Source organism: Streptomyces sp. SudanB52_2052 (assembly GCF_964272415.1).
In the GTDB taxonomy this organism is placed as follows: domain Bacteria; phylum Actinomycetota; class Actinomycetes; order Streptomycetales; family Streptomycetaceae; genus Streptomyces; species Streptomyces olindensis.
In genome coordinates this window covers 634,063-658,593 of sequence record NZ_OZ186796.1, presented here as the reverse complement: position 1 = coordinate 658,593, position 24,531 = coordinate 634,063, and the positions used below count along the sequence as shown (strand labels likewise).

General features: G+C 71.1%; 21 protein-coding genes and 3 pseudogenes. 16 read left to right on the top strand and 8 right to left on the bottom strand.

Features of this window, described 5'->3' with window-relative positions; genetic code table 11:
• Positions 1–503 precede the first annotated feature (503 nt).
• The 10 genes and pseudogenes from ACSUPV_RS03025 to ACSUPV_RS02980 form a co-directional block, all read left to right on the top strand.
• Positions 504–1,640, top strand: coding sequence for an LLM class flavin-dependent oxidoreductase (locus ACSUPV_RS03025; RefSeq protein ID WP_436949867.1), 1,137 nt, complete (start codon positions 504–506; stop codon positions 1,638–1,640).
• Positions 1,637–2,179 carry a GNAT family N-acetyltransferase gene (locus tag ACSUPV_RS03020; protein ID WP_436946851.1) on the top strand — a complete coding sequence of 181 codons (543 nt, stop codon included), beginning with the start codon at positions 1,637–1,639 and terminating at the stop codon, positions 2,177–2,179. Before ACSUPV_RS03025 ends, ACSUPV_RS03020 begins: the two co-directional genes overlap by 4 nt.
• Complete coding sequence (locus ACSUPV_RS03015; protein WP_436946850.1) at positions 2,176–3,132, top strand: ABC transporter substrate-binding protein; 957 nt, start codon at positions 2,176–2,178, stop codon at positions 3,130–3,132. The genes ACSUPV_RS03020 and ACSUPV_RS03015 overlap by 4 nt, the downstream gene beginning before the upstream one ends.
• A gap of 21 nt (positions 3,133–3,153) precedes the next feature.
• Positions 3,154–4,176 carry an amino acid ABC transporter permease gene (locus tag ACSUPV_RS03010; RefSeq protein ID WP_436946849.1) on the top strand — a complete coding sequence of 341 codons (1,023 nt, stop codon included), beginning with the start codon at positions 3,154–3,156 and terminating at the stop codon, positions 4,174–4,176.
• Positions 4,173–4,979, top strand: a complete 807-nt coding sequence (locus tag ACSUPV_RS03005) for an amino acid ABC transporter ATP-binding protein (protein WP_382608895.1) — start codon at positions 4,173–4,175, stop codon at positions 4,977–4,979. Before ACSUPV_RS03010 ends, ACSUPV_RS03005 begins: the two co-directional genes overlap by 4 nt.
• 38 nt (positions 4,980–5,017) lie before the next feature.
• Entirely contained in the window at positions 5,018–6,001 is a 984-nt protein-coding gene (locus tag ACSUPV_RS03000) for an ABC transporter substrate-binding protein (protein WP_359786142.1), read from the top strand.
• A 212-nt stretch (positions 6,002–6,213) separates the two neighbouring features.
• Complete coding sequence (locus ACSUPV_RS02995; RefSeq protein WP_037764463.1) at positions 6,214–7,416, top strand: LLM class flavin-dependent oxidoreductase; 1,203 nt, start codon at positions 6,214–6,216, stop codon at positions 7,414–7,416.
• Positions 7,417–7,436: 20 nt separating this feature from the next.
• On the top strand, positions 7,437–8,810 hold the full coding sequence (locus tag ACSUPV_RS02990) for an NtaA/DmoA family FMN-dependent monooxygenase (RefSeq protein WP_436946848.1): 1,374 nt from the start codon (positions 7,437–7,439) through the stop codon (positions 8,808–8,810).
• Positions 8,807–9,159: pseudogene (locus ACSUPV_RS02985) on the top strand (LLM class flavin-dependent oxidoreductase); the annotation flags it as partial. The gene ACSUPV_RS02990 and the pseudogene ACSUPV_RS02985, both read left to right, overlap by 4 nt.
• A pseudogene (locus tag ACSUPV_RS02980) lies at positions 9,111–9,595 on the top strand (LLM class flavin-dependent oxidoreductase); the annotation flags it as partial. The pseudogenes ACSUPV_RS02985 and ACSUPV_RS02980, both read left to right, overlap by 49 nt.
• A 101-nt stretch (positions 9,596–9,696) precedes the next feature.
• Here ACSUPV_RS02980 and ACSUPV_RS02975 read toward each other — a convergent pair.
• Positions 9,697–10,404, bottom strand: coding sequence for a DUF1684 domain-containing protein (locus ACSUPV_RS02975; RefSeq protein WP_436946847.1), 708 nt, complete (start codon positions 10,402–10,404; stop codon positions 9,697–9,699).
• A gap of 263 nt (positions 10,405–10,667) precedes the next feature.
• Positions 10,668–11,574, bottom strand: a pseudogene (locus ACSUPV_RS02970) (LysR family transcriptional regulator).
• Between the two features lie 138 nt (positions 11,575–11,712).
• Here ACSUPV_RS02970 and ACSUPV_RS02965 point away from each other — a divergent pair.
• The 6 genes from ACSUPV_RS02965 to ACSUPV_RS02940 all read left to right on the top strand — a co-directional run bounded on the left by ACSUPV_RS02965 (position 11,713) and on the right by ACSUPV_RS02940 (position 16,420).
• On the top strand, positions 11,713–11,793 hold the full coding sequence (locus tag ACSUPV_RS02965; RefSeq protein ID WP_351078001.1) for a putative leader peptide: 81 nt from the start codon (positions 11,713–11,715) through the stop codon (positions 11,791–11,793).
• A 189-nt stretch (positions 11,794–11,982) separates the two neighbouring features.
• Positions 11,983–13,110 carry a dimethylsulfone monooxygenase SfnG gene (gene sfnG, locus ACSUPV_RS02960; protein ID WP_359786153.1) on the top strand — a complete coding sequence of 376 codons (1,128 nt, stop codon included), beginning with the start codon at positions 11,983–11,985 and terminating at the stop codon, positions 13,108–13,110.
• A gap of 39 nt (positions 13,111–13,149) precedes the next feature.
• Positions 13,150–13,707: an NADPH-dependent FMN reductase gene (gene ssuE, locus ACSUPV_RS02955; RefSeq protein WP_031115456.1), complete on the top strand. Its 558-nt coding sequence runs from the start codon at positions 13,150–13,152 to the stop codon at positions 13,705–13,707.
• The gene (locus ACSUPV_RS02950) at positions 13,704–14,900 is read left to right on the top strand and encodes an SfnB family sulfur acquisition oxidoreductase (protein ID WP_382608884.1); all 1,197 of its coding nucleotides are present in this window, start codon (positions 13,704–13,706) and stop codon (positions 14,898–14,900) included. Before ssuE ends, ACSUPV_RS02950 begins: the two co-directional genes overlap by 4 nt.
• A 27-nt stretch (positions 14,901–14,927) precedes the next feature.
• The gene (locus ACSUPV_RS02945; RefSeq protein WP_359786159.1) at positions 14,928–16,091 is read left to right on the top strand and encodes an LLM class flavin-dependent oxidoreductase; all 1,164 of its coding nucleotides are present in this window, start codon (positions 14,928–14,930) and stop codon (positions 16,089–16,091) included.
• Positions 16,088–16,420 (top strand): acyl-CoA dehydrogenase family protein, encoded by a 333-nt coding sequence (locus ACSUPV_RS02940; protein WP_051648981.1) that lies wholly within the window; start codon positions 16,088–16,090, stop codon positions 16,418–16,420. The genes ACSUPV_RS02945 and ACSUPV_RS02940 overlap by 4 nt, the downstream gene beginning before the upstream one ends.
• Before the next feature lie 967 nt (positions 16,421–17,387).
• Here ACSUPV_RS02940 and ACSUPV_RS02935 read toward each other — a convergent pair.
• Genes ACSUPV_RS02935 through ACSUPV_RS02910 form a run of 6 tightly spaced genes read right to left on the bottom strand, consistent with a single transcriptional unit; the run spans position 17,388 to position 24,274 of the window.
• Positions 17,388–20,204 (bottom strand): fumarate reductase/succinate dehydrogenase flavoprotein subunit, encoded by a 2,817-nt coding sequence (locus ACSUPV_RS02935; RefSeq protein WP_436946846.1) that lies wholly within the window; start codon positions 20,202–20,204, stop codon positions 17,388–17,390.
• Positions 20,205–20,216: 12 nt separating this feature from the next.
• Entirely contained in the window at positions 20,217–20,984 is a 768-nt protein-coding gene (locus tag ACSUPV_RS02930) for an ABC transporter ATP-binding protein (protein WP_037764444.1), read from the bottom strand.
• Positions 20,968–21,831 carry an ABC transporter permease gene (locus tag ACSUPV_RS02925; protein WP_382608871.1) on the bottom strand — a complete coding sequence of 288 codons (864 nt, stop codon included), beginning with the start codon at positions 21,829–21,831 and terminating at the stop codon, positions 20,968–20,970. The genes ACSUPV_RS02930 and ACSUPV_RS02925 overlap by 17 nt, the downstream gene beginning before the upstream one ends.
• Positions 21,828–23,171, bottom strand: a complete 1,344-nt coding sequence (locus ACSUPV_RS02920) for an ABC transporter substrate-binding protein (RefSeq protein ID WP_382608868.1) — start codon at positions 23,169–23,171, stop codon at positions 21,828–21,830. The genes ACSUPV_RS02925 and ACSUPV_RS02920 overlap by 4 nt, the downstream gene beginning before the upstream one ends.
• A 36-nt stretch (positions 23,172–23,207) precedes the next feature.
• On the bottom strand, positions 23,208–23,435 hold the full coding sequence (locus tag ACSUPV_RS02915; RefSeq protein WP_055491243.1) for a 4Fe-4S dicluster domain-containing protein: 228 nt from the start codon (positions 23,433–23,435) through the stop codon (positions 23,208–23,210).
• A 50-nt stretch (positions 23,436–23,485) separates the two neighbouring features.
• A complete protein-coding gene (locus ACSUPV_RS02910; RefSeq protein ID WP_382608865.1) occupies positions 23,486–24,274 on the bottom strand; it encodes a GntR family transcriptional regulator in 789 nt (262 codons plus the stop codon).
• Positions 24,275–24,531: the final 257 nt, after the last annotated feature.

The window sequence follows — 24,531 nt, the reverse complement described above, 5'->3', positions numbered from 1 at the left end:
GTGCGGCCGGGGCTCGGCGTCGTCACATGCGCCGCGTCCCTCAACGCGGACGGGAAGGCCGCCGGGCAGGGCGGCCGATCCGCTGTCGATCGTATGTGCCCAGGGCATCGATGTGTCAACAGCGCCCAGGGCAGCGCCGATCCCGAGCCGTCCGGCATCCGGGCGCTGCTTGACGAGCGCCACGATGTACTGCTCAAGTAGTCGCATGACTGCCCAGCAGCGCTTGGTCTCGCGCGATCACATCGACTTCGGTCGGGTGTGGTCGGCCGCGTGTTGCGCCTGACTCGGCAGCGGGCCGTCTGACCGGCCCTTCCCTCCCTCGGTGACCCCGTCGCGGGCCGAGTTCTCTCCTCACGCGCGCTGCCGCAGCTCCGCTTCTCCCGACGCTCGACGTCGTCACGACCGCACCGCCCCGTCTGCCTGACGGTCTGTTCACTCATGCCTGCACGCAGGGCGATTCCGCCATGCCCGCGTGCCGCCGCGATCCCTGAAAGGCCATGCCCATGCCCGTGGAGTTCCTCGGCATCGCCGCCACCAACGACGGCTCCGAAACCACGCCCCGCTCCGGCGCCGCGTTCGACAAGGAGTACACGCTCCGGCTCGCCCGGGCCCACGAGGACCACGGCTGGGACCGGGTGCTGTTCGCCTACGGCTCCGGGTCCCCGGACCCCGCCCCGGCCGCCGCGTACATCGCGAGCAGGCTGGAGCGCCTGCAGATCCTGCTCGCCCACCGGCCCAACGTCTCCTACCCCACCTTCGCCGCCAAGACCTTCGCCACCCTCGACCAGATCAGCGACGGCCGGCTGACCGTGCACTTCATCACCGGCGGAAACGACCACGAGCAGGGCCGCGAGGGCGACACCCTCACCAAGGACGAGCGCTACGCCCGCACCCGCGAATACATCCGGATCGTCAGGAAGATCTGGACCACCCACGAGCCCTTCGACCACGAGGGCGAGCACTACCGCTTCCACGACTTCGTCAGCGACGTCTTCCCCCTCCAACAGCCCCGCCCGAACGTCTCGTTCGGCGGCTCGTCCCCTGCCGCGTACGCCGCCGGAGGCGCCGAGGCCGACATCTACTGCCTGTGGGGCGAGCCCCTGGCGAAGACCGCCGAGCAGATCGAGAACGTGAAGGCCGCCGCGAAGGCCGCGGGCCGCACCGACGTGCCCCGCGTCCAGGTCGCCTTCCGCCCGATCATCGCCCCGACCGAGGAGCTGGCCTGGGAGAAGGCCCAGCGCACGGTCGGCGCGATCAAGGCCCGGAAGGAGAAGGGCGAGGCGATCACCAAGCGCCACAACGGACACGCCCAGCCGCAGAACACTGGTTCGCAGCGGCTGCTCGCCATCGCCGAGGCGGGGGAGCGCTACGACCGCGCCCTGTGGACCCCGACCGCCGCCGCGACGGGTGGCGCGGGCAACTCCAACGCCCTGGTCGGCACCCCGGAGACGGTCGCCCAGGCACTCCTCGACTACTACGACCTCGGCGTCGACATCCTCTCCGCCCGCGGCTACGACCTGCTCGGCGACGCCATCGACTTCGGCCGGTACGTGATCCCGATCGTCCGCGAGGAGGTCGCCAAGCGCGACGCAGAGCGGGCGGCAGGCGGGACGCAGACCCTGACGGCGGTGAACGGATGACGTCCGCTCCCGAGTTGACGGTCCTTCAGGTATCCGTATCCGACCCGCGCGTGAGACCCCTGCTGCGCGAACTCGGCCACGAGTACTCCACGCGCTACGGCAAGGACGCCCACGCCGAGATCTCCCGCTACCCCGACGAGGAGTTCACCGAACCGTACGGCGGCCTGCTGCTCCTGCTGCTGGAGCGCGGCGAGCCCGTAGCGGGCGGCGCCTTCCGGCGGTACGACGCGACCACCGCCGAGCTGAAGCGGATCTGGACCCACTCCGCCCACCGGCGGCGCGGCCTTGCCCGCCGTGTCATCGCCGAGCTGGAACGCGAGGCGGGCACACGTGGCTACCGGCGGATCTATCTGACCACCGGGCCACGCCAGCCCGAGGCCCGCGGCCTGTACCTGGCCACCGGCTACACACCGCTGTTCGACACCGGGGCCGACCCGGAAACCATCGGCCCGCTGCCCTTCGAGAAGCATCTGCAGGCCGAAGCACGCAGAGCAGGCACAGCACGCACAGCACGCACGGGAAAGGCAGCCGACCTGTGAACCCTCGCCCGATCAGAACCCGCCTGCGTGTCGCCGCGACCATCGCGCTGCTGCCCGTACTGGCGCTGACCGCCTGTGGCTCCGGCGACACCTCCGGCACCGCACCGGCGGCCGCTCAGGCGTCCCCCGCGCCGGCCGACGACCCGGTCGCCGCCGTACGCAAGGTGGACTCCGCCGCCGCCCTGCTGCCAGTCGGCGTCCGCGAAGCGGGCACGCTGCGGGTCGGCAGCTCGGTCGGATTCCCGCCCGGGGCGTACTACCCGAACGGCCAGGACAAGCCGCCCGCGGGCCAGGACATCGACCTCGCCGACGCGGTGGCCAAGGTCCTCGGCGTGAAGCTGGAGCGGCAGGACGCCTCCTTCGAGACGATCCTGCCCGCCCTGGGCAGCGGCAAGTACGACTTCGGGACCGGCAACTTCGGCGTCACCACCGAACGCTTGAAGACCATCGACTTCGTCACCTACATCAACGACGGCCAGGGCTTCGCGGTGAAGACGGGCAATACCACCTTCGGCAAGAAGGTCACCGACCTCACCCAGCTGTGCGGGCTGACCATCGGCACAGGCGCCGGCACCACCTTCGAAGCGACCCTCACCGCGCAGAAGGGCGTGTGCGCGAAGGCGGGCAAGAAGCCGTACGACGTGAAGGTCTACTCGGAGAACGGGGCGACCCTCACCGCGCTCCAGCAGGGCCGGATCGACGTGATCATGTCGACCATCAACGGCCTGCGCTACCAGGCGGCCCAGCCCGCCTCGCAGACCACCTTCCTCGGTGAGTTCCACCGCCTCGACGTCGGCTTCGCGTTCAAGAAGGGCTCCCCCCTCACCAAGGCCTTCCAGGCGGCCGTCAACGAGCTGATCAAGGACGGCACGTACGCCCGGATCCTCAAGAAGTGGGGCACCTCCGCCTCCGCGATCGACACGTCGCGGATCAACCCGCCCGAGCACACGTAACGAGTAAGCAGGAACGTCACGATGGGACTCACCACACCTTCCGCCTCCGCGCCACCCGCAGCGGCCTCGCCCGGCACCGGGGCTCCGCCCACCCCGGACGACCCGGCCTCCCTCAAGGTCGTCCCCGCCCGCCACTACGCCCGCTGGGTGGCGGCCGTCGCCGTGATCGTGCTGGTCGCCCAGTTCGCGCACGGCCTGGCCACCAACCCGGTCTGGGAGTGGGGCGTCTTCCGCGACTACGTGCTGTCCGAGACGATCGTCCATGCAGTGTGGGTGACCCTCCAACTCACCGCCTACGCCACCGTGCTCGGCTTCCTCCTCGGCACTGTCCTTGCCTTCATGCGGCTGTCGCGCAGTCCGGTGCTGCAGACCGTCGCCTGGACCTACATATGGATCTTCCGGTCCATCCCAATGATCGTCCAGCTGGTGTTCTGGTTCAACCTGAGCGCGCTGTACGAGAGGCTGGGCTTCGGCATCCCCTTCGGCCCGGTGTTCTGGTCCGTCGACAGCAACAGCATCATCGGCACCATGGGCGCGGCCGTCATCGGGCTGACGCTGCACCAGGCCGCCTATGCCGCCGAGATCGTGCGCGGTGGTGTCATCGCCGTCGACCACGGGCAGTTGGAGGCGGCCGCCGCGCTAGGCATCCCCCGGCTGCGGCAGATCCGCCGGATCGTGCTACCGCAGGCCATGCGCGCCATCCTGCCCACGGCCGGCAACGAGATCATCGGCCTGCTCAAGGGCACCTCGGTGGTCTACGTGATGTCCATCGGTGAGCTGTTCTACCAGGTGCAGGTGATCTACGGACGCAACGGCCGGGTGATCCCGCTGCTGCTGGTCGCCACCGCCTGGTACGTGGTGCTGACCTCCTTGCTGTCGGTCGCGCAGTACTACGTCGAGCGCCGCTACGCCCGGGGCGCCAACCGCACCCCGCCGCCCACCCCCCTCCAGCGTGCCCGCCGCTTCGTCCGCACCCTGCGCGCGGCAGCCGCCCAGCGCAACCAGCCCGTCACACCCCTGAAGCCCTTGGGAGACAGCCGATGAACGACGTGACAGTGGCCGTCGAGGACACGACGCCGACGGTCGACGACGTGATGGTGGAACTCCACGGCGTCCACAAGAGCTTCGGCCCGCTGGAGGTGCTGCGCGGCGTCGACCTCCAGGTCCGCGCCGGCGAGGTCACCGTGATCCTCGGCCCGTCCGGCTCCGGCAAGTCCACGCTGCTGCGCACCATCAACCACCTGGAGAAGGTCAACCGCGGCTGGATCAGCATCGACGGCGAACTCATCGGCTACCGCCGCTCCGGGAGCAAGCTGCACGAGCTGAAGGAGAAGGACGTTCTGAAGCAGCGCACCCACATCGGGTTCGTCTTCCAGAACTTCAACCTCTTCCCGCACCTGACCGTGCTGGACAACCTGGTCGAGGCACCGGTCTCCGCGCTGCGCCGCCCGCGCAAGGCAGCGGAGGAGACCGCCCGCGGGCTCCTCGACCGGGTCGGCCTCGCCGACAAGGCCGACGCCTACCCCCGGCAGCTCTCCGGAGGCCAGCAGCAGCGCGTGGCCATCGCCCGCGCCCTCGCTCTCGAACCGAAGGTGCTGCTCTTCGACGAGCCCACCTCGGCGCTCGACCCGGAACTGGTCGGCGAGGTCCTCGACGTCATCAAGGACCTGGCCGGCACCGGAACCACCATGATCGTCGTGACCCACGAGATCGGCTTCGCCCGCGAGGTCGCCGACACCGTGGTGTTCATGGACGGCGGTGTCGTCGTGGAGCAGGGCCCGCCCGCGGCCGTCCTGGACGCCCCGCAGCACGAGCGCACCCGCGCCTTCCTCTCCAAGGTCCTCTGACCGACCCTCACCCCATCCCGCGAGCAAGGAGCACGACCATGTCCACCTCGATCACCCGCCGCACCGCCGCAGCCGCGCTCGGACTCGCCACCGCCCTCGTCCTCGCCGCGTGCAGCAACCCCGACGACGGCGGCACGACCGAGGTCGCGGCCACGCCGGGCAGCAAGACGAAGATCAACATCAGTCCCGACCAGAACCGCATCACCACCGACAAGGTCGACTCCATAGCCGCCGAGGTCCCCGAGAAGATCCGCAAGAGAGGCACCCTGGAGATCGTCGACTCCTCCGGCTCCGCCGCACCGCTCACCTTCTACGCCACCGACAACAAGACCGTCATCGGCGTCGAGCCCGACCTCGCCTCCCTGGTCGCCGACGTGCTGGGCCTCAAGCTGCACATCAACACGGTCTCCTGGGAGAACATCTTCGTCGGCCTGGACAGCGCCAAGTACGACGTCGGGTTCAGCAACATCACCGTCACCGAGGAGCGCAAGGAGAAGTACGACTTCGCCACCTACCGCGAGGACAACCTCGCCTTCGAGGCGAAGAAGGGCAGCGGCCTGAAGGTCACCGGGCCCGAGGACGTGGCGGGCAGGACGGTCGCGGTGGGCAGCGGCACCAACCAGGAGAAGCTGCTCGTCGAGTGGAGCAAGGAGAACGAGAAGGCCGGCCGCAAGCCGGTGAACATCAAGTACTACCAGAACGACAGCGACACCTACCTCGCCCTCCAGTCCGGCCGCATCGACCTCTACCTCGGCCCCAACCCGACCGCCGCCTACCACGCGGCCACCACCGGCAAGACCGAGGTCGTCGGCACCTACTCCGGCGCCGGCTCCACCCTCCAGGGGCTCATCGCGGCCACCACCAAGAAGGACAGCGGCCTGGTCAAGCCGCTCGCCGACGCCCTCAACCACGTCATCGACAACGGCACGTACGCGAAGGTACTTCAGCGCTGGGGCCTGTCCGACGAGGCCGTGACCAAGTCCGAGATCAACCCGCCCGGCCTGCCCAAGACCAACAAGTAGCCGACCCGGGGTGCGCAGGCTCTCCAACTCCGAGGCGCGGCACCGGTACCAGGTGCGGCCACGCCGTCCACCTCCACTCCCGGCACCCCATGGACCTTCAGCGCGTGGCCTGCGCGCTCCGTTGTTCCTGACCCGTTCCTTCACCGCCGTTGCCTCCTCCTGTCTGAGGGAGGCGGGCGTTCTCGTCACGGACTTCCAGGAAGGCACCCCTCGTGTCCTCAACACCCCTTTCTTCCCTGCACCTTGCCGTCGCCCTGGACGGCACCGGCTGGCACCCCGCCTCCTGGCGCGAGCCGGAGGCCCGCCCGCGCGAGCTGTTCACCGCCGGATACTGGGCCGATCTGGTCGCCGAGGCCGAACGCGGTCTGCTCGACCTCGTGACCATCGAGGACGGCCTCGGCCCGCAGTCCTCCCACTTCCTCGACCCTGACGAGCGCACCGACCAGGTCCGCGGCCGCCTCGACGCCGTCCTCATCGCCTCCCGCGTCGCCCCGTTGACCCGGCACATAGGCCTGGTGCCGACGGTGGTCTCCACGCACACGGAGCCGTTCCACATCTCCAAGGCGATCGCCACCCTCGACTACGTCAGCGCCGGCCGCGCCGGCCTGCGGGTGCAGATCACCGCCCGCCCGAACGAGGCCGCGCACTTCGGCCGCCGCACCATCCCGCGCATCGAGGCCTACGACCACCCGGACACCCGGGAGGTGGTCGCCGACCTCTTCGACGAAGCCGCCGACTACGTGGAGGTGGTGCGCCGCCTCTGGGACAGCTGGGAGGACGACGCCGAGATCCGGGACGCCGCCACCGGCCGCTTCATCGACCGCGACAAGCTGCACTACATCGACTTCGAGGGCAGGCACTTCAGCGTCAGGGGCCCCTCCATCACGCCCCGCCCACCGCAGGGCCAGCCGATCGTCAGCGCCCTCGCCCACCAGACCGTTCCGTACCGGCTGGTGTCCCGGCAGGCCGACATCGGCTACGTGACCCCGCACGACGCCGAGCAGGCCCGCGCGATCGTCGCCGAGATCCGCGCCGAGCAGGAGACGGCCGGGCGAGCAGGCGAACCCCTGCATGTCTTCGGTGACGTGGTGGTCTTCCTGGACGACGACCAGGCTGCCGCGGAGGACCGGCGCGCGCGCCTCGACGCCCTCGCGGGGGAGCCGTACACCAGCGACGCCCGGATCTTCGCCGGCACGCCCGACCAACTCGCTGACGTTCTACAGGAGTTGCACACCGCCGGGTTGACCGGTTTCCGGCTGCGCCCCGCCGTCGCCGGCCACGACCTCCCGGCGATCACCCGGGGGCTGGTCCCCGAACTGCAGCGCCGCGGCGCCTTCCGCCGCGCCTACGAGGCGGACACCCTGCGCGGCCTGCTGGGCCTGGCCCGCCCCGCCAACCGCTACGCCGCTGCCTGAGCCGGAAGGATCCCCGACCGATGACCAAGCCTTTGAAGCAGATCCATCTGGCCGCCCACTTCCCGGGCGTCAACAACACCACCGTGTGGAGCGATCCGAAGGCCGGCAGCCACATCGAGTTCAGCTCCTTCGTGCACTTCGCGCGGACGGCCGAACGCGCCAAGTCCGACTTCCTGTTCCTCGCCGAGGGGCTCAGGCTCCGCGAACAGGGCGGGCAGATCTACGACCTGGACGTCGTAGGCCGCCCCGACACCTTCACCGTCCTGGCGGCACTCGCCGCCGTCACCGAGCATCTCGGCCTGACCGGCACCATCAACTCCACCTTCAACGAGCCCTACGAGGTCGCCCGCCAGTTCGCCAGCCTCGACCACCTCTCCGGCGGGCGCTCCGCCTGGAACGTCGTCACCTCCTGGGACGCCTTCACCGGAGAGAACTTCCGCCGCGGTGGCTTCCTGCCGCAGGAGGAGCGCTACTCCCGCGCCAAGGAGTTCCTGGCCACGGCGAACGAGCTCTTCGACTCCTGGCACGGCGACGAGATCCTCGCCGACCAGGAGAGCGGCAGCTTCCTGCGGGACGCCAAGGCCGGCGCCTTCGTCCACACTGGGCAACACTTCGACATCCACGGGCAGTTCAACGTGCCGCGCTCCCCGCAGGGCCGCCCGGTGATCTTCCAGGCCGGCGACTCCGAGGAGGGCCGCGAGTTCGCCGCCTCCGAAGCCGACGCGATCTTCAGCCGACACGCCACCCTCGAAGCGGGCCAGGCCTTCTACACCGACGTCAAGAAGCGCCTCGCCAAGTACGGCCGCCACCACGACCAGCTGCTGATCCTGCCCGCCGCCACCTTCACCCTCGCCGACACCGACGCCGAGGCGGAGGAACTCGCCAAGGAGGTGCGCCGCCAGCAGGTCAGCGGCGCCACCGCCCTCAAGCACCTGGAGTTCGTCTGGAACCGGGACCTGTCCTCCTACGACCCGGACGGGCCGCTCCCCGACATCGACCCCGATGTCAGCGACAACCACATCTCCCAGGGCCGCGCCCAGGTCCGCATCTACCGCGACCCGCTGGCCACCGCCCGCGAGTGGCGCGAGCTCGCCGCCGCGAACAACTGGTCGATCCGCGACCTGGTCATCGAGACCGGCAACCGGCAGAACTTCATCGGTTCGGCGGAGACGATCGCCCGCACCATCAACGAGTTCGTGCAGGCCGACGCAAGTGACGGCTTCATCCTCGTCCCGCACATCACCCCCACCGGCCTCGACGAGTTCGCCGACAAGGTCGTCCCGCTCCTGCAGGAACGGGGCGTGTTCCGCACGGAGTACGAGGGCCCGACCCTGCGCGACCACCTCGGCCTGGCCCACCCCGACGACGTCCGCGACCAACGGGCAGCGTCGTGAAGTTCCTCGCCATCACCCTGATCGTGCACCGCCCGGACCCGATCACCGGGGTGCAGAAGACGACCCAGGACCGCTTTCGCGAGGTTCTCGACAACGCCCTGCTCGCCGAGGAACTCGGCTTCGACGGCTTCGGCGTGGGGGAGCGGCACGATACGAGGACTACGCCACCCTCGACCATCTCTCCGGCGGACGTCTGGCATTGATCATCGGCAAGGGCAACGGCGCCGCCCAGCGCGAGCTGTTCCACACACCCGAGGACCAATGGGACCGCAACGCCGAGAGCTACGAGGTGTTCCGGCAGATCTGGCCGAGCAGATCGATGACATCCTCGCCCTGCTGGCCGGCACCTACCGGTCCCCGGAGGGCGTCGAGGCGCACGCCGTGCCGGGCGAGGGCGCCGACGTCGAGGTGCGGATCCTGGGCAGCAGCGGTGCCAGAGCGCCGAGGTCGCGGGCGCGCGGGGGCTGCGGTTCGCCGCGAACTACCACGTCAGCCCCGCCACCGTGCTGGAGGCCGTGGACGGCTACCGGGCCTTCTTCCAGCCCTCCGACGTCCTCGACAAGCCGTACGTCAGCGTCTCGGCCGACGTGGTCGTGGCGGAGGACGAGGAGACGGCCCACGAGCTCGCCACCGGCTACCCGGCCTGGGGCCGCAGCATCCGCACCGCCGAGGGCGCCATCGAGTACCCGACGCCGGAGCAGGCCCGCGCCTTCGAGTGGAGTGAGGAGGACCGGGAGCTGGTGCGGGACCGCGTGGACACCCGGCATGCGGGAGACCGTCGCCGGGCTCCCGCGCGCAGGCCGACGGGGAGCGGGCGCGGGACCGACCTGAGTGCCCCCGCGCCACCTGGGCCGGCGGGCCGGCTCACCGCGCCGGCCCCGTCCGCTTACGCAGAAAGCCACTCCAGCACCACGGTGCCGTCAGGTCCGGGCGGGTCGATGTGCAGGGCGCGGTTGGCCGGATACGTGGTCACGCCCGATGTGGCGTCGGTGAACAGCACCATGAGGCTGCCCGGTGTGTGCCCGTTGAACGCGGTCAGACCCAGTGCGGGGCCTCCGATGTGGAAGCGGATCCGGCCGGGGGCGTCGTAGACGTGCTGCAGCCCCTCGACGGCGGCGCCCACGGTGGTCGGCCGCGGCTCGGGGAACGGGGTGTACGTGCCGGTGACCGCCCAGCGTGGGTCCGGCGCGTACGCGGGTGTCCCGGTGAACGCGGTGCGCAGCGGATGCTCCGGGTGCCGCGGCCGGATCAGGTCGTGGCCGCCGCGCTTGGCGACCTCGATCACCGCATCCCCCCAGACGGCGTTGACGCCGCCGCGTTCCGGGATGACGCCGAAGGTGTGCCGTCCGCGTACCACCGTGCCGTCGACGGCGAGTTCCTCCCCCTCGCCGAGCACGACGGTGACGCCGTCGTCGCCCGTCGACCAGATGCCGGGCGCGTCGGGGAAGCGCTGGGGGTCGGTGGCCAGCCAGTGCAGGCCGGTGACGGCGAGGAATCCGTGCTCATGGGCGAGGGCGGAATCCCTCCGCCGGTGCCACGCCTCCCATTCCGTGGCGAAGGTGCCGGTGTCGGTGGCGGAATCCTGGACGGTCATGTGTACTCCTGCGGAATGCGGCGCTGATGACCGCTCTCCTGCGGCGAAGATCCGCTGGTACGGCAGCCTGCCGCCTCCATCAGCGGTCAGCGCGATACGGTGGGAAAGGGCTGGTCGGGCGCCGGAGGACAGAATCAACTCGCGGCGGAACAACCCGTGGTGGTGACACGCACGTAGTCGACGTGGCGGCGGGTCACGAGCACGGTCATGGAGCCAGGTAACCACATAGGCGTATGCGCGCGCACCAGCGCGGCCGTTCGGATTTACGAAGGGGCGCGGTACGCACGGGCGTTGCGCACGAACAGCCCGTGCAGATCGCGGACGGCCCGTGGGACGGAACCGGAGTGTCGGCGCTGCAGAACCAGCAGCACGTCGGTCGTGTCCCCGGCGAGCGGCCGTACGGTGATGGTGCCCCGCCGTTCCAGGGGATCGCCGTTGACACTGAAGTCCGGCAGTACCGTCGCCCCGAGTCCCTCGGCGACCATCAGCTTGCCCATCGGCGCCGTCGGTGGAGTAGGAGAAGGAGGGCGTACGGCCGCCCAGCAGACGGTGGACGAAGCGGTGCATGACGTAGCCGGACCGCATCACGACCAGCGGCTCGGCCAGGAGGCTGTCGGCGTCCACCGCGTCCAGGGCCGCCAGCGGACTGTCCGGGCGCAGGCACACCACGGGCCGGCCGCGCAGCAACTCGGTGGTCTCGAAGCCGGGCGGCATGTCGTCACCTCCGAGGTAGTTCACCAGCCCCAGATCGAACGCCCCCTCCAGCAGCCCGCGATGGATCTCGGCCTGCTGTGCGCCGACCAGCTCCACCTGGGTCATCGGGTGTGAGGCCCGGAATTCCCGCACGGTCGGGATGACCAGCGGGACGGTGGCCGTGTTGACCGTGCCGAGCCGGACCATACGGCTGATGCGGTGCTGGTCACCGGCCGCACCGCGCAGCCGGTCGACCGCGTCCAGCACACTCATGATGTGCGGCAGCAGTTCGCGGCCCTCGTCGCTGATCTTCGCCCCGGACCGCTTGCGTTCCAGCAGGTCCACGCCGAGCTCGCGCTCAAGGTTGCGCACGGTCTCGCTGAGCGCGGGCTGGGAGAGGTGCAGTTCCTCGGCGGCGCGTCGCAGCGAGCCCAACCGGGTGACGGCGGCGATGTATTCGAGCTGTTCGATACGCACGACAAGGAGGCTGCCGTCCCCCGCACGCCACGTTCAAGGGAATCCCTGTCACAACCTCGTGAATACCGACTCTCAGCATGTGGAATGACATCCGGGCATTCTTGACCGGCCGGACTCCCCGCTGCTTTGATCGAAGGCATGAAGCGACAGGACCTCACGCGGCGGCGCCACGTCGACCTCGCGCGTGTCTCCAGCTCCTGCTGTCGCTGTCGGGTCTGAGCGCACCCGAGGGAAACCCTCGCACCCGCGCCGATCTTCCGTCGCGCATTCCACCACCGGCCGTTTTCCGTGGTGATTCCGTCTTTCCCGGGAACGTCGTCCCCGCACGCCTGAACCCGATCACTGAATACGTTTCCCTGTCACCGCACGCGCCCTTTTTCGCGTGCGCATTCCCGCCAGGAGTCCCCCATGCCCGTACCGCCCGGATCCGACCCCGTCCGCTTCGCCTACTGGGTGCCGAACGTCAGCGGCGGCCTGGTCACCAGCACGATCGAGCAGCGCACCGACTGGGGCTACGACTACAACCGCGAACTGGCCGTGCTCGCCGAGAACAGCGGCTTCGACTACGCCCTGAGCCAGGTCCGCTACATGGCCAGTTACGGCGCCGAGTACCAGCACGAGTCGACCAGCTTCAGCCTCGCCCTGCTGCTCGCCACCCAGCGGCTGAAGGTCATCGCCGCCGTCCACCCCGGCCTGTGGCACCCGGGCGTCCTCGCCAAGCTCGGCGCCACCGCCGATCACCTGTCGAACGGCCGCTTCGCCGTCAACGTCGTCAGCGGCTGGTTCAAGGGCGAGTTCACCGCTCTCGGCGAGCCCTGGCTGGAGCACGACGAGCGCTACCGCCGCTCGGAGGAGTTCATCCGCGCCCTGCGGCAGATCTGGACCGAGGACCACGCCGAACTCGCGGGTGACTTCTACCGGTTGCGCGACTTCTCGCTCAAGCCCAAGCCGCTCAACACCCCCGAGCGCCCCCACCCGGAGATCTTCCAGGGCGGCAACTCCACTGCCGCGCGCGCCATGGCCGGCCGCGTCTCCGACTGGTACTTCTCCAACGGCAAGGACTTCGACGGCGTCACCGAGCAGATCCATGACGTGCGCGCCTCCGCCGCCCGAGCGGGCCGCAGGCCACCGAAGTTCGGCCTGAACGGCTTCCTCATCGCCCGCGACACCGAGGCCGAGGCCCGCGACACGCTCCGCGAGATCGTCGCCAAGGCCGACACCCCGGCCGTGCACGGCTTCCGGGACGCCGTCCAGCAGGCCGGGCGATCCACCGCCGACGGCAAGGGCATGTGGCAGGACTCCGCCTTCGAGGACCTCGTCCAGTACAACGACGGCTTCCGCACCGGCCTGATCGGCACACCCGAGCAGATCGCCGAGCGGATCGTCGCCTACAAGCGGCTCGGCGTCGACCTCTTCCTCCTCGGCTTCCTGCACTACCTGGAGGAGGTCGAGTACTTCGGCAAGCGGGTGCTGCCCCTGGTCCGTGAACTGGAGGCCCGGGAAGCCGAGTCCGAGCCCGTCGACGCCCGAGTCTGACCGCCATCCGCATCCGACACGACCCTGAAAGGTCCTCGCATGGCCACCGTCCTGTCCGTCTCCGGAAGCCCCTCCGCCCCCTCCCGCACCGCCCGGCTGCTGCGCCACCTCGACGGCCGGCTCAGGGCCCAGGGGCACGACGTCATCCCCTTCGACGTCCGTACGCTCCCGCCCGAGGCCCTGCTGCACGCCGACTTCCGGCATCCGGCGATCGTCGAGGCCACCGCCCTGTTCGAACGGGCGGACGGGATCGTGATCGGCACCCCCGTCTACAAGGCCGCCTACTCCGGGCTGCTGAAGGCGCTGCTGGACCTGCTCCCGCAGTACGCGCTGGCCGGCAAGACCGTCCTCCCGCTGGCCACCGGCGGCACCACCGCCCACGTCCTGGCCATCGACTACGCCCTGCGTCCCGTGCTGAACTCCATGGGACCCGCCCACATCACGCCCGGCTGGTTCACGCTCGACAAGGACATCACCGTCGCCGACGACGGCACCCTGACCGTCGCACCGGGCCCCGCCGAGGCCCTGGCTCAGGTCACCGACCAATTCTCGCTGGCGCTCGGTGGCCGCCCGACCCTGCTGGCGGCCACCGGATGAGCGCCGCGACCGTGATCGCCGACGACGCCGAGGCCCTCGCCGTCGCGGCCGAACTGGCCGCCGCCTTCCGCAAGGACGCCGCCGAGCGGGACGCCCGGCGGCGGCTGCCGCACGCGGAACTGGAGCGGCTGTCCGCGTCCGGGCTGCTCGCCGTGACGGTGCCCGCGCGGTTCGGCGGCGCGGACGTCAGCACCGGGACACTCGCGGAGATCTTCCGGCTGCTGGCCTCGGCCGACGCCAGCCTCGCCCAGATCCCGCAGAGTCACTTCGTGTATGTCAATGTTCTCCGGCGGCAGGGGACGCAGGCGCAGCAAGAGTTCTTCCTCGGCGAGGTGCTCGCGGGCAAGCGGTTCGGCAACGCCCAGTCCGAGGCCGGCACCAGCCATGTGCAGGACATCCGTACGCGGCTCGCGCGGCGCCCCGACGGGTCGTACGTCCTCGACGGCGTCAAGCACTACTCCACCGGCGCGCTGTTCGCCGACTGGATCCCCGTCCTCGCCCGCGCCGACGACGACAACCTGCACGTGGCCTACGTGCCCCGCGACGCGCCCGGCCTCACGGTCGTGGACGACTGGGACGGCATGGGCCAGCGGACCACCGCCAGCGGAACCGTCCGTCTGGGGTCGGTGCTCGTCCCTGCCGACCGGGTCCTGCCGCACCACCTCACCTTCCGGGGTCCCCAACTCCACGGAGCCGTAGCCCAGTTGCTGCACGCCGCCATCGACGCCGGGATCGCCGCCGGAGCACTGGCCGAGGCCGTGGAGTTCGTCCGCACCAAGAGCCGCCCGTGGTTCGAGAGCGTTGATGAAGGCCACCCGACCGCCGCCGAGGATCCCCTGCTGATCCAGCGGTTCGGTGAACTGGCGATCCGCGTCCGGGCCGCCGACGCGCTGCTCGCCACCGCGGCCAGGTCCGTGGACGCGGCCCGCGCCGACCTGACCGACGACTCCGCCGCGGAGGCGTCCATCGCGGTGGCCGCTGCCAAGGTGACGGCGGCGGAGGCTGCCCTGGAGGTCGGCAGCGCCCTCTTCGAGGTCTCCGGCACCCGGTCGGCGCTCGACTCCCTGGGCCTGCACCGCCATTGGCGCGACGCCCGCACCCACACGCTGCACGACCCGGCCCGCTGGAAGGTCCAGCACATCGGCCGTTACCTGCTCAACGGCACACGGCCGCCCCGGCACGGCCTGCTCTGACGAACCAATCCCCCATCGGAGGCCTTCGTGTCCCTCACCTTCCACTGGTTCCTGCCCACCAACGGCGACAGCCGCCACGTCGTCGGCGGCGGCCACGGCACCCCGGCCACGGCGTCCGGCCGGGACCGGCCGCCCACGGTCGCCTACCTCAGCCAGATCGCCCGCGCCGCCGAGGACCTGGGCTTCGTCGGGGCGCTCACCCCCACCGGCGCCTGGTGCGAGGACGCCTGGCTGACCACCGCCATGGTCTCCCAGGCGAGCGACCGCCTGAAGTTCCTGGTCGCCTTCCGCCCCGGCTTCGTCTCACCGACGCTCGCCGCGCAGATGGCGTCCACCTTCCAGCGGCAGACCGGCGGACGGCTGCTGCTCAACGTGGTCACGGGCGGGGAGAGCCACGAGCAGCGCGCCTACGGAGACTTCCTCGACAAGGACGACCGGTACCGCCGCACCGGCGAATTCCTGGACATCGTCCGGCAGTTGTGGGAGGGGAAGGTCGTCGACCTGGCCGGTGAGCACCTGAAGGTCGAGGACGCGAAGCTGGCCCGCGTACCCGACCCGGTCCCCGAGGTGTACTTCGGCGGCTCCTCGCCCATCGCCGGGGAGATCGCCGCCCGGCACGTCGACGTCTATCTCACCTGGGGCGAGCCGCCGGCCGCCGTCGCGGAGAAGATCGCCTGGATCCGGGCGCTGGCGGCCAAGGAGGGCCGCACCCTGCGCTTCGGGATCCGGCTGCACGTCATCACCCGCGACACCGCCGAGCAGGCCTGGGCGGAGGCGAACCGTCTCCTGGAGGGCTTCGACCCGGAAACCGTGCGGTCGGTCCAGGCCGGGCTCGCCCGCAGCGAGTCCGAGGGGCAGCAGCGGATGCTCGTCCTGCACGGCGGCGGCCGGGACGGCCTGGAGATTCACCCCAACCTGTGGGCCGGCATCGGCCTGGTGCGCGGCGGCGCGGGCACCGCCCTGGTCGGCAGCCATGACGAGGTCGCTGAGCGCATCAAGGAGTACCACGCCCTCGGCATCGACGAGTTCGTGCTCTCCGGCTACCCGCATCTGGAGGAGGCGTACTGGTTCGGTGAGGGCGTCCTGCCGCGGCTTCAGGCGAAGGGGCTGTGGACGCATCCGTTCCGCGGTGCGACCGCCGAACCGCCCGTCGCCCAGGTCCCTTTCGCGGACACCGGGAGCCGGCGATGACCCACGTGATCGCCGACGACGCCGAGGCGGTCGCCGTCGCCGCCGAGCCGGCCGCCAAGTTCGCCCGCGAGGCCGCCCTGCGCGACGCGGAACGCATCCTGCCGCGCGCCGAGCTCGACGAGCTGTCGGACTCCGGGTTGCCCGGCATCACCGTGCCGCGCTCCCACGGCGGCGCCGAGGTCACTGCTCGCACCTTGGGCGAAGTGGTCCGGCTGCTGTCCGCGGCCGACTCCGGCATCGGCCAGATCCCGCAGAACCACTTCTTCTTCGTGGAGGTGCTGAAGGAGAACGGATTGCCGAACCTGCGTCCGGCCAGCAGTTCGGCGTAGAAGAAGTCGTGCTGCTCGGCCGTTCGGCACCCTGCGCTCGGTCGCCCGCTCCCGGGCGGCGAGTTCGCGGTGGTGGGCGGCCGGGTTGCCGTCGTGGATCCGAGGGCCGCCGCCCGGCCCGTGCACGCGTTGGCGGAGCGTGGCGCCCGCCGTGCGTGTCCGGGATCCTGCCGCGGGTGTCGGCGGGGGCACCGCGGGCGGCGTCGACGGCGGCGCCACCCCGGTGGAGGAGGGCCTCGGCGGCCCTTACCAGCAGGGCCAGATCAGCTCGCCGCCCTCCTCCGGTGCTGGCCGTGAGCCTGTCGTACGGGACGGGGGTGACCTTCAGCTCGGCGCCGGTGGCCTCCTCGAAGGGCCTTGTGGGCGATGTCGCGGAGGCAATGAACTGACCGAAGGCGCCGAAGACTTCGGGCCGCTCGAACGCGAGGTGGTGGGGCACGACCCGGTCGGCGGGCACGTGCACTTCGTGGAACCGCACGGTGCCGCGCTGCCCGATGCCGTCCCAGTCGTCGACGACGGTGACGCCGGGGGCGTCGTGCGGGACGAAGGCGGCGGTGAGGCTGTCGTCCGGGGCGAGGGCGAAGGCCGGGTACGAGCCGTCGGGGCGGGGCTTGAGGCGGGTGGCGAACTCCAGCGCGTGCTTGGTGCCCTTCTCCGCCAGGGCGTACCACCGACTGGATCGCCACCGCACGCGCGGTCGCCGCCGAGCTCGCCCAGGACGCCGTCGACCGCGACAAGGCCCTGGCCACCCAGCACTACGGCGTCGACGGCCGCCGCTCGCTGCTGCTCGCTCCGGAGGTGGTGCCGGAGTCCGAGTACGGGATCGCCTCCGGCGGCTCGACCGACGGCGCGCTCGCTGGGCCGTTGAGTCGCTCGCGGCGATGGCGCCGACGGTGGTGATGAGGAGGGTGGTGGCGACTCCGCGAAGGATCGCAGGCGGCCCTGGCGTTGCAGGCGCCGCCTGCGGTCACGTTCGGCTCTTCCGCCCCTTCGGTCGTCGCAGCGGTTCCCACAGGGCCCGGGCAGCGTAGGCCCTGACGTCCGCGTCCGGGTCCGTCGTCGCCGTGGCCAGGGCCGCTCGGGCGTCCTCGGTGGCACGGTGCCGGGTCAGTGCCATCACGGCGGCCTTGCGGACGTCGGCGTTCGGGTCGGCGAGGGCCTTGGCGAGGGCGGGGACCGCGAGGCCGGGGTCCGCGAGGGACAGAGCGCCGGCGGCGCCGACCCGCACCTGCCAGGCCGGGTCGGACAAGGCTGCCTGCGAGCGGGCGGCCAGGGGAGCCGGGCAGCCGGTCGTGCCCAGTGCTTCGTAGGCGGCCGCACGCACCAGGGCGTCGGGATCGTCGATGAGTCTGGCGAGGGCCGAGTGGGCCACGGCGGACCCGGGGCCGGTCGACGCGGTGTCGCCGGGCTGCCGCCCCGCCACGGTGGCCAGGGCCTTGGCGATGGTGACACGGACCTCGCGGGACGGGTCGGCGGTCGCCACGCGGGCCAGCTCCGCGGCGGCGTCGACCGACACGAGCGCTCGCACGGCCGCGATGCGGACGGTGATGTCGGAGTCCGACAGGGAGTTCGCGAACAGTCCGGTGTCACCGAGGCGCAGGACGCGCAGGGTGTCCAGTGCGGCGGCGCGGGCGACGGGGTCCGTTGTGGACAGGGCTGCGGTGAGGCCGTCGCGCAGGGCCGGTTCGGGGGCCAGCGTCTCGACCAGTTCGCTCAGTGAAGCGGCTGCGGTGGCGCGGACGCCGGCGTCGGTGTCGGTGAGCGCGGCGGCCAGTGCGGGTCCGGTGCCCGTCGGCACCGTCTCCGTCAGGACGGTGACGGCGGTTCGGCGGACGGTGGGATCGGGGTCGGTCAGGTAGGGCGCGAGGGCGGGGAGCGGGGGTTCGTCCTCCGCGAGGGAGAGGAGTTCGAGCAGGCGTGGCGTGGTCGGCGCGTCCGCGTCGGTACTGGGGTGTCCGGTGGTACCGGTCACTGCGGGCTCCTGTCGCATCGCCACCGGCGCCGCTTCCCGGGCCCCCGCGATCGCCACCTGCTCCGGGTGGACCTCACCGAGATGACGGGAGGGTCCGCCGACCGGCCTGAACTCGTCGACCGGGACCAGATAGGGAGCCACGGGACGTGCCGTGAACTCCATCGCCCCCGTAGGGGACTTGCGCAGATCGAGGTGGTGGAACCAGGACGCGTCGTCACGCCGCGGATGGTCGAGACGGTCGTGGTAGAGGCCCCAGCGGGACTCGGTGCGGGCCAGGGAGGCCCGGGCGGCCATCTCCGCGCAGTCGCGGATGAAGCTCACCTCGGCGCAGCGCATCAGCTCGTGCGGGGTGCGGGCGCCCATCGCGGCGATGTCGGCGCGCATCCGCTCGAACGCCTCCAGGGCCAGCGACAGGCGGGCGCCGGACTTCGGCGGGGCCACGTAGTCGTTCACGAAGCGCCGCAGCTTGTACTCGACCTGGGACTGCGGCGGGCCGTCGGGATGGCGCAGCGGGCGGTAGATCAGCTCGTGCGCCTCCTGGAGCTGGTCAAGGGGCAGTTCCCCTTCGTAGGACGTGTACTGGGACGCGTCCGCGCCCGCCAGGTCCCCGAAGACGAACGCGCCGATCATGTAGTTGTGCGGGACACAGGCCAGGTCCCCGGCGGCGTACAGCAGGGGGACGGTCGTACGGGCGTGGTCGTCGACCCGGACGCCCGAGGCCGAGTGGCCGCCGCACAGGCCGATCTCGGAGATGTGCATCTCGACGTCGTGGGTGCGGTAATCGTGGCCGCGGCCCGAGTGGAAGGTGCCGCGGGTCGGGCGCTCCGTCGAGTGCAGGATCGATTCCAGGGCCGAGATCGACTCCTCCGGCAGGTGGCTCAGCTTCAGGTACACCGGGCCCCGGTCACTGGCCACTTCGGCCGCGAACTCGGCCATCATCTGGCCCGACCAGTAGTCGGAGTCGACGAAGCGTTCGCCGTGCCGGTTGACCTGGTAGCCGCCGAAGGGGTTGGCGACGTACGCGCAGGCGGGGCCGTTGTAGTCCTTGATCAGCGGGTTGATCTGGAAGCACTCGATGCCGGTCAGCTCGGCGCCCGCGTGGTAGGCCATCGCGTAGCCGTCGCCCGCGTTCGTCGGGTTCTCGTACGTGCCGTACAGGTAGCCGGACGCCGGCAGGCCGAGGCGACCGCAGGCGCCGGTCGCCAGGATCACCGCGCCCGCGCGGACGGTGACGAAGGCGCCCGTGCGCGTGTGGAGGCCGACCGCGCCCACGGCACGCCCCTCCACCGTGAGCACGCGCACCGGCATCACCCGGTTCTCGATCCGGATCCTCTCCCGCATCTCCCGCCGGCGCAGCTGCCGGTACAGGACCTTCTTGACGTCCTTGCCCTCCGGCATCGGCAGCACGTACGAGCCGGAGCGGTGGACCTGGCGGACCGCGTACTCGCCGTGCTCGTCCTTCTCGAACTTCACCCCGTACGACTCCAGCCGCCGCACCATCGCGAAGCCGCGGGTGGCGGTCTGGCGGACGGTGGACTGGTCGACGATGCCGTCGTTGGCGCGAGTGATCTCGGCGACGTAGTCGTCAGGTTCGGCGCGGCCCGGGATGACCGCGTTGTTGACGCCGTCCATGCCCATGGCGAGCGCGCCGGAGTGGCGGACGTGGGCCTTCTCCAGCAGCAGCACGTTCGCACCGTGCTCGGCGGCGGTCAGGGCCGCCAGGGTGCCGGCGGTGCCGCCGCCGATGACGAGGACGTCGCAGGTCAGTTCCTCGGCGTCGGTGAGGGCAGGGATCTGCAAGGGGGTGTCCACCAGGGTGGCCTTTCAAGAACCGAGTGAGGTGAGGATGTCGCGCCGCAGGGCGATACGCGCCGGATCGTCGTGGGCGGCGCGCTCGCGCGGGCGCGGGACGTCCCGTACGGCGATGAGGCGGCCGGCGCCGAGCAGGGCCACGCGGTCGCCGAGGAACAGGGCCTCGTCCACGTCATGGGTGACGAAGACGACGGTCGCGCCCGTGCCGTGCAGCACCTCGACCAGCAGGTCCTGCATGCCGGCGCGGGTCTGGGCGTCGAGGGCGCCGAAGGGTTCGTCCATCAGGACGGCGCGGGGCTCTCCCGCGAGGGCCCGGGCCAGTTGGGCGCGCTGGCGTTGCCCGCCGGAGACGCGGTGCGGCAGTTGCCGGGACTGTTCGGTCAGCCCGACGCGGGTGAGCCAGGCATCGGCCTGGGTACGGCGTTCGGAGCGGGACAACCCCTTGATGGCGAGGGGAAGTTCGACGTTCGCGCGCAGGGTGCGCCAGGGCAGGAGGGCGTCCTCCTGGAAGATCAGCGCACGGTCGGCGGAGGGCCCCGTCAGTGGGCCCGCGTCCTGGGTGACCTCTCCGGCGAGGGGCGACAGCAGCCCGGCCAGCGTGCGCAGCAGCGTCGACTTGCCGCAGCCGGAGGGGCCGACGACGGTGAGGATCTCACCGGGGGCCACATGGAGGTCCACCTCGTCGAGCACGGGCGCGCCGGGCCGTCCGAGCGTGGCACTACGCAGGGCCAGCCCCGCACCGGTGCCAGCGGGGGAACGCACGTCAGACGAGCTGGTCATGGGGCACGTTCTCCTTGGTCCTGGGGCCGGCCGGTACGAGGGCTGTGGCGCCGCGCACCCGGCGTGGAGCCCGTCCGCCGGGGACGTACGACGTACGCGGCAGCCAGTGGGTCAGGCGGCGGCCCAGCAGCTCGACGGCCGTGGAGGTGAGCCAGCCGAGCACGCCGATCGTGACCATGCCGACGAACACGCCGGGGTAGTCGACGACGGTGTAGTCCTGCCAGGTGCGGTAGCCGACGCCGTACTGGCCGGAGATCATCTCGGCGGAGATCACGCAGATCCACGAGACGCCGATGCCGACCGACAGGCCGCCGAAGATGCCGGGCAGCGCGCCCGGCAGGACGACCGAGCCGAGGATCCGCCACCGGCCGCCGCCCATGGTGCGCACCGCCTCCTCCCACACGGGGGTCAGCGCGCGCACCGCGTGCCGGGTGGAGACCAGGACCGGGAAGTAGGCGGCGGTGCAGGTGATGAAGACGATGCCCTGCTCGTTGGAGGGGAACAGCAGGATCGCCACGGGGACCAGGGCGATGGCCGGGACGGGGCGGACGACTTCCAGCAGTGGGCCGAGCAGGTCCTCGGCGAGCCGTGAGCGGGCCACGAGCACGCCCGTGGCCACCCCCAGCACTGTGGCCAACAGGAAACCGGTGAGGATACGGGTGAGGCTGTCGGTCAGATCCGTCCAGTAGTCGGGGCCGGACAGCCGGTCGGCGAAGGCCCGGGCCACGTCGGTGACCGTGGGGAACTGCGAGAAGCGCAGCCAGACGTCGACGTCCAGGCTGGTCAGCAGCTGCCAGAGGCCGAGGCCGACGGCCAGGGACAGCCCGCGCAGCGCGTACCGGGTCACGACGCCCGCTCCAGTGCCTCGGCATAGGTGACGACGCTCGCACCGCCGTGACCGTCGACGTAGGTCTGCGCGGTTGCCGGTGCGACGAAGGGCAGCAGCTTCTCGCCGTCGGCCACCCACACCGCCTTGTCCGCGAACCACAGGGTGCCGGTGGTGGCGTCGGGGACGTAGGCGGCGCGGACGGTGTCGCGGTGGGAGGCCACGTAACTCAGCAGGTCGGCGGGCGACGTGAAGGTCCGCGTCCGCGCGGAGCCCTTCTTCCACACCTCGCTCGCGGCGGCCGGGAGCGTGGCGGCGAGCCGCTCGGCGTACGTCGTTCCCAGGGCCTTCTTCACGTACTGGTCGTCGACGAAGGAGTCCACGTCCACGTCGCCGGTCAGCTTCGCGGACTTCAGGATCGACACGTCCTGCTTCAGGGCGGAGACGAGCCGGGGCTTGAGGGCCGGGTCGAAGGTGGCGATGCCGTGGGCGCCGTTGTAGAGGTAGACGACCTCGGCGGGCAGGCCGGTGGCCTCCGCGACCTTCTCGGCGGCGGTGACGGGATGGTCGTTGAGATAGTCGGTGGCCTGTGCCTGGGCCTTGAGGAACGCCTCCAGCACGGTCGGTCGCTCCTTCGCGAAGTCCTCGCGGGCGGTGACGCCGTGGAAGGTGGGCAGGTTCAGTTGCGCACCGTCGTACAAGGCCTTGGCCTTGCCCTGGTGGGCGAGCAGGCCCGGCCAGGCGACGAACTGCGACAGCGCGTCCGCGCTGCCCGCGGCGAGGGCCGAAGCACCCACCGCGGGCTGCTGGTTGAGCTTCTCGATGCCCTTGTCGGGGTCGATGCCGGCGCGTTGCAGGGCCCGTACGAGGGTGCCGTCGGCGGCGGAGCCGACGCTCGTGGAAACTTTCTTGCCCCTCAGGTCCTTCAGGGAGGTGAGCTTGGAGTCGGGCGCCGTGACGATGGTGTTCAGGCCACCGCGCAGGTTGTAGCCGGTGACCGAGACCAGATGGGTGGGCCGGCCCAGTTGCTTGCCGCGGGCCGCGTTGATGAGCAGCGGGAAGTCGCCCATCGAGCCGATGTCGATCTTTCCGGCGGTCATCTGGGCGGTGATGGGGGCGCCGGTGGCGTAGTCCTCCCAGACGACCTTGTAGGTGACGCCGTCGCCGAGCGAGTGCAGCTGCTTCTCGAAGTAGCCGAGGGAACGGAGCAGGGTGCCGGCCGTGACCGTGTTGATGGTCTTGGACTGGTAGCCGACGGTGACGGTGACCGTGGAGCCGCCACCGGCCTCGGCGGCACCGCCGCAGGCGGTGAGCGGGAGCAGAAGGACGACCGCGGATGCTGCGACTGCCGTGCGTTTCATGGTGGTTCGGCCTTTCACCGGAGCAGGTCAAGGGGATCAGCGGAGCAAATAGGGCATGTTGACCGTGACGGCTCCGGTGGGGCAGCGGGCCGCGCACGGGCCGCAGTACCAGCACTCGTCGACGTGCATGTACGCCTTGCCGCTGCTGACGTCGATGGCGAGGGAGTCCAGCGGGCACATGTCCACGCAGAGCGTGCAGCCGTCGATGCACTTCGACTCGTCGATGGTCACGGGCACGTCGGCCCGCTGGGGCGCCAAGGGCATGGCTGTCTCCGGGAAGGTCGGACTCGGTGAGAGGGAGGTGTGAGGAGGTGTCAGAGAGAGCGGCGCAGCAGGCCGCTCATCGTGATGCGGTCGCCGCGGAAGCGGATGAACTCCAGGTCGACGGGGCGCCCGTCGGCGAGGTGCGTGAGGCGTTCCAGCATCAGCACGGCCGCACCGCGCGGGGCCTGGAGCACGGCGGCGGAATGGGCGTCCGCGTTGACCGCCTCCAGGGTGATCTCGGCGTGGCCGAGAGGCCGGCCGGTGACGGCTTCCAGGAGGTGGAAGACGTCCGTGTTCTCCAGGTCGCAGCCGAGCAGAGCGGTGCCGATGTCCAGGGGGATGTAGGTGAGGTCCAGGGACAGGGGCAGGCCGTTCAGACGGCGGAGGCGTTCGATGTAGAGGACGTCGGTGCCCGCTGGGACGCGGAGACGATCGGCGACGGGGAGGGGGGCCGGGGCGGGGCCCATGGTGCGGACCTCGTTGGTGACCCGGCCGTGCTCGTGGAGGGTTTCCGCGAGGCCCATCAGGCGGTCGAGGCCGTGGGGGTACTTGCGGCCCACGACCACGGTGCCCACTCCGGGCTGGCGTTCCACGAGGCCCTCCGTGCGCAGGAGGTCCAGGGCCTCGCGGACGGTGTTGCGGGAGGCGCGGTAGTCGGCGGCGAGGGTGGACTCGTGGGGGAGGGTGCCGGAGGGGAAGCCGCCGCCGAGGATCTGGTGGCGGAGGAGGTCGGCGAGCTGCCGGGCCCGGTCTGCCCGCAGCCGGCGTCGCGCGCGGTGAGCGGCGACGGTGGTCGCGCCCTGGCCGGCGTGGTCTCGGATGCGGTCGGTCGGAGGCATGGCCGGAACCATACCGATCCGGTAGGGATAGTGGTGTTGCGGAACTGTTGCGCCACCTGACACACCGCCGGGTACGCCGCTGACCTGGTCTTTCGGCGGACAGGAGGCGAGATCTGCCAGGGCCCCTCGGCGTCGACGGCCGCCAGTCGGTCGATGACCACGTGGCAGCCGGCGGAGGCGGAGTCGGTGTTCGCACGGGCCACCCGTGCCGGCGTTCGCGCCGCGCGCCGGACAGACCCGTCCCGGCCCCGTGCGGC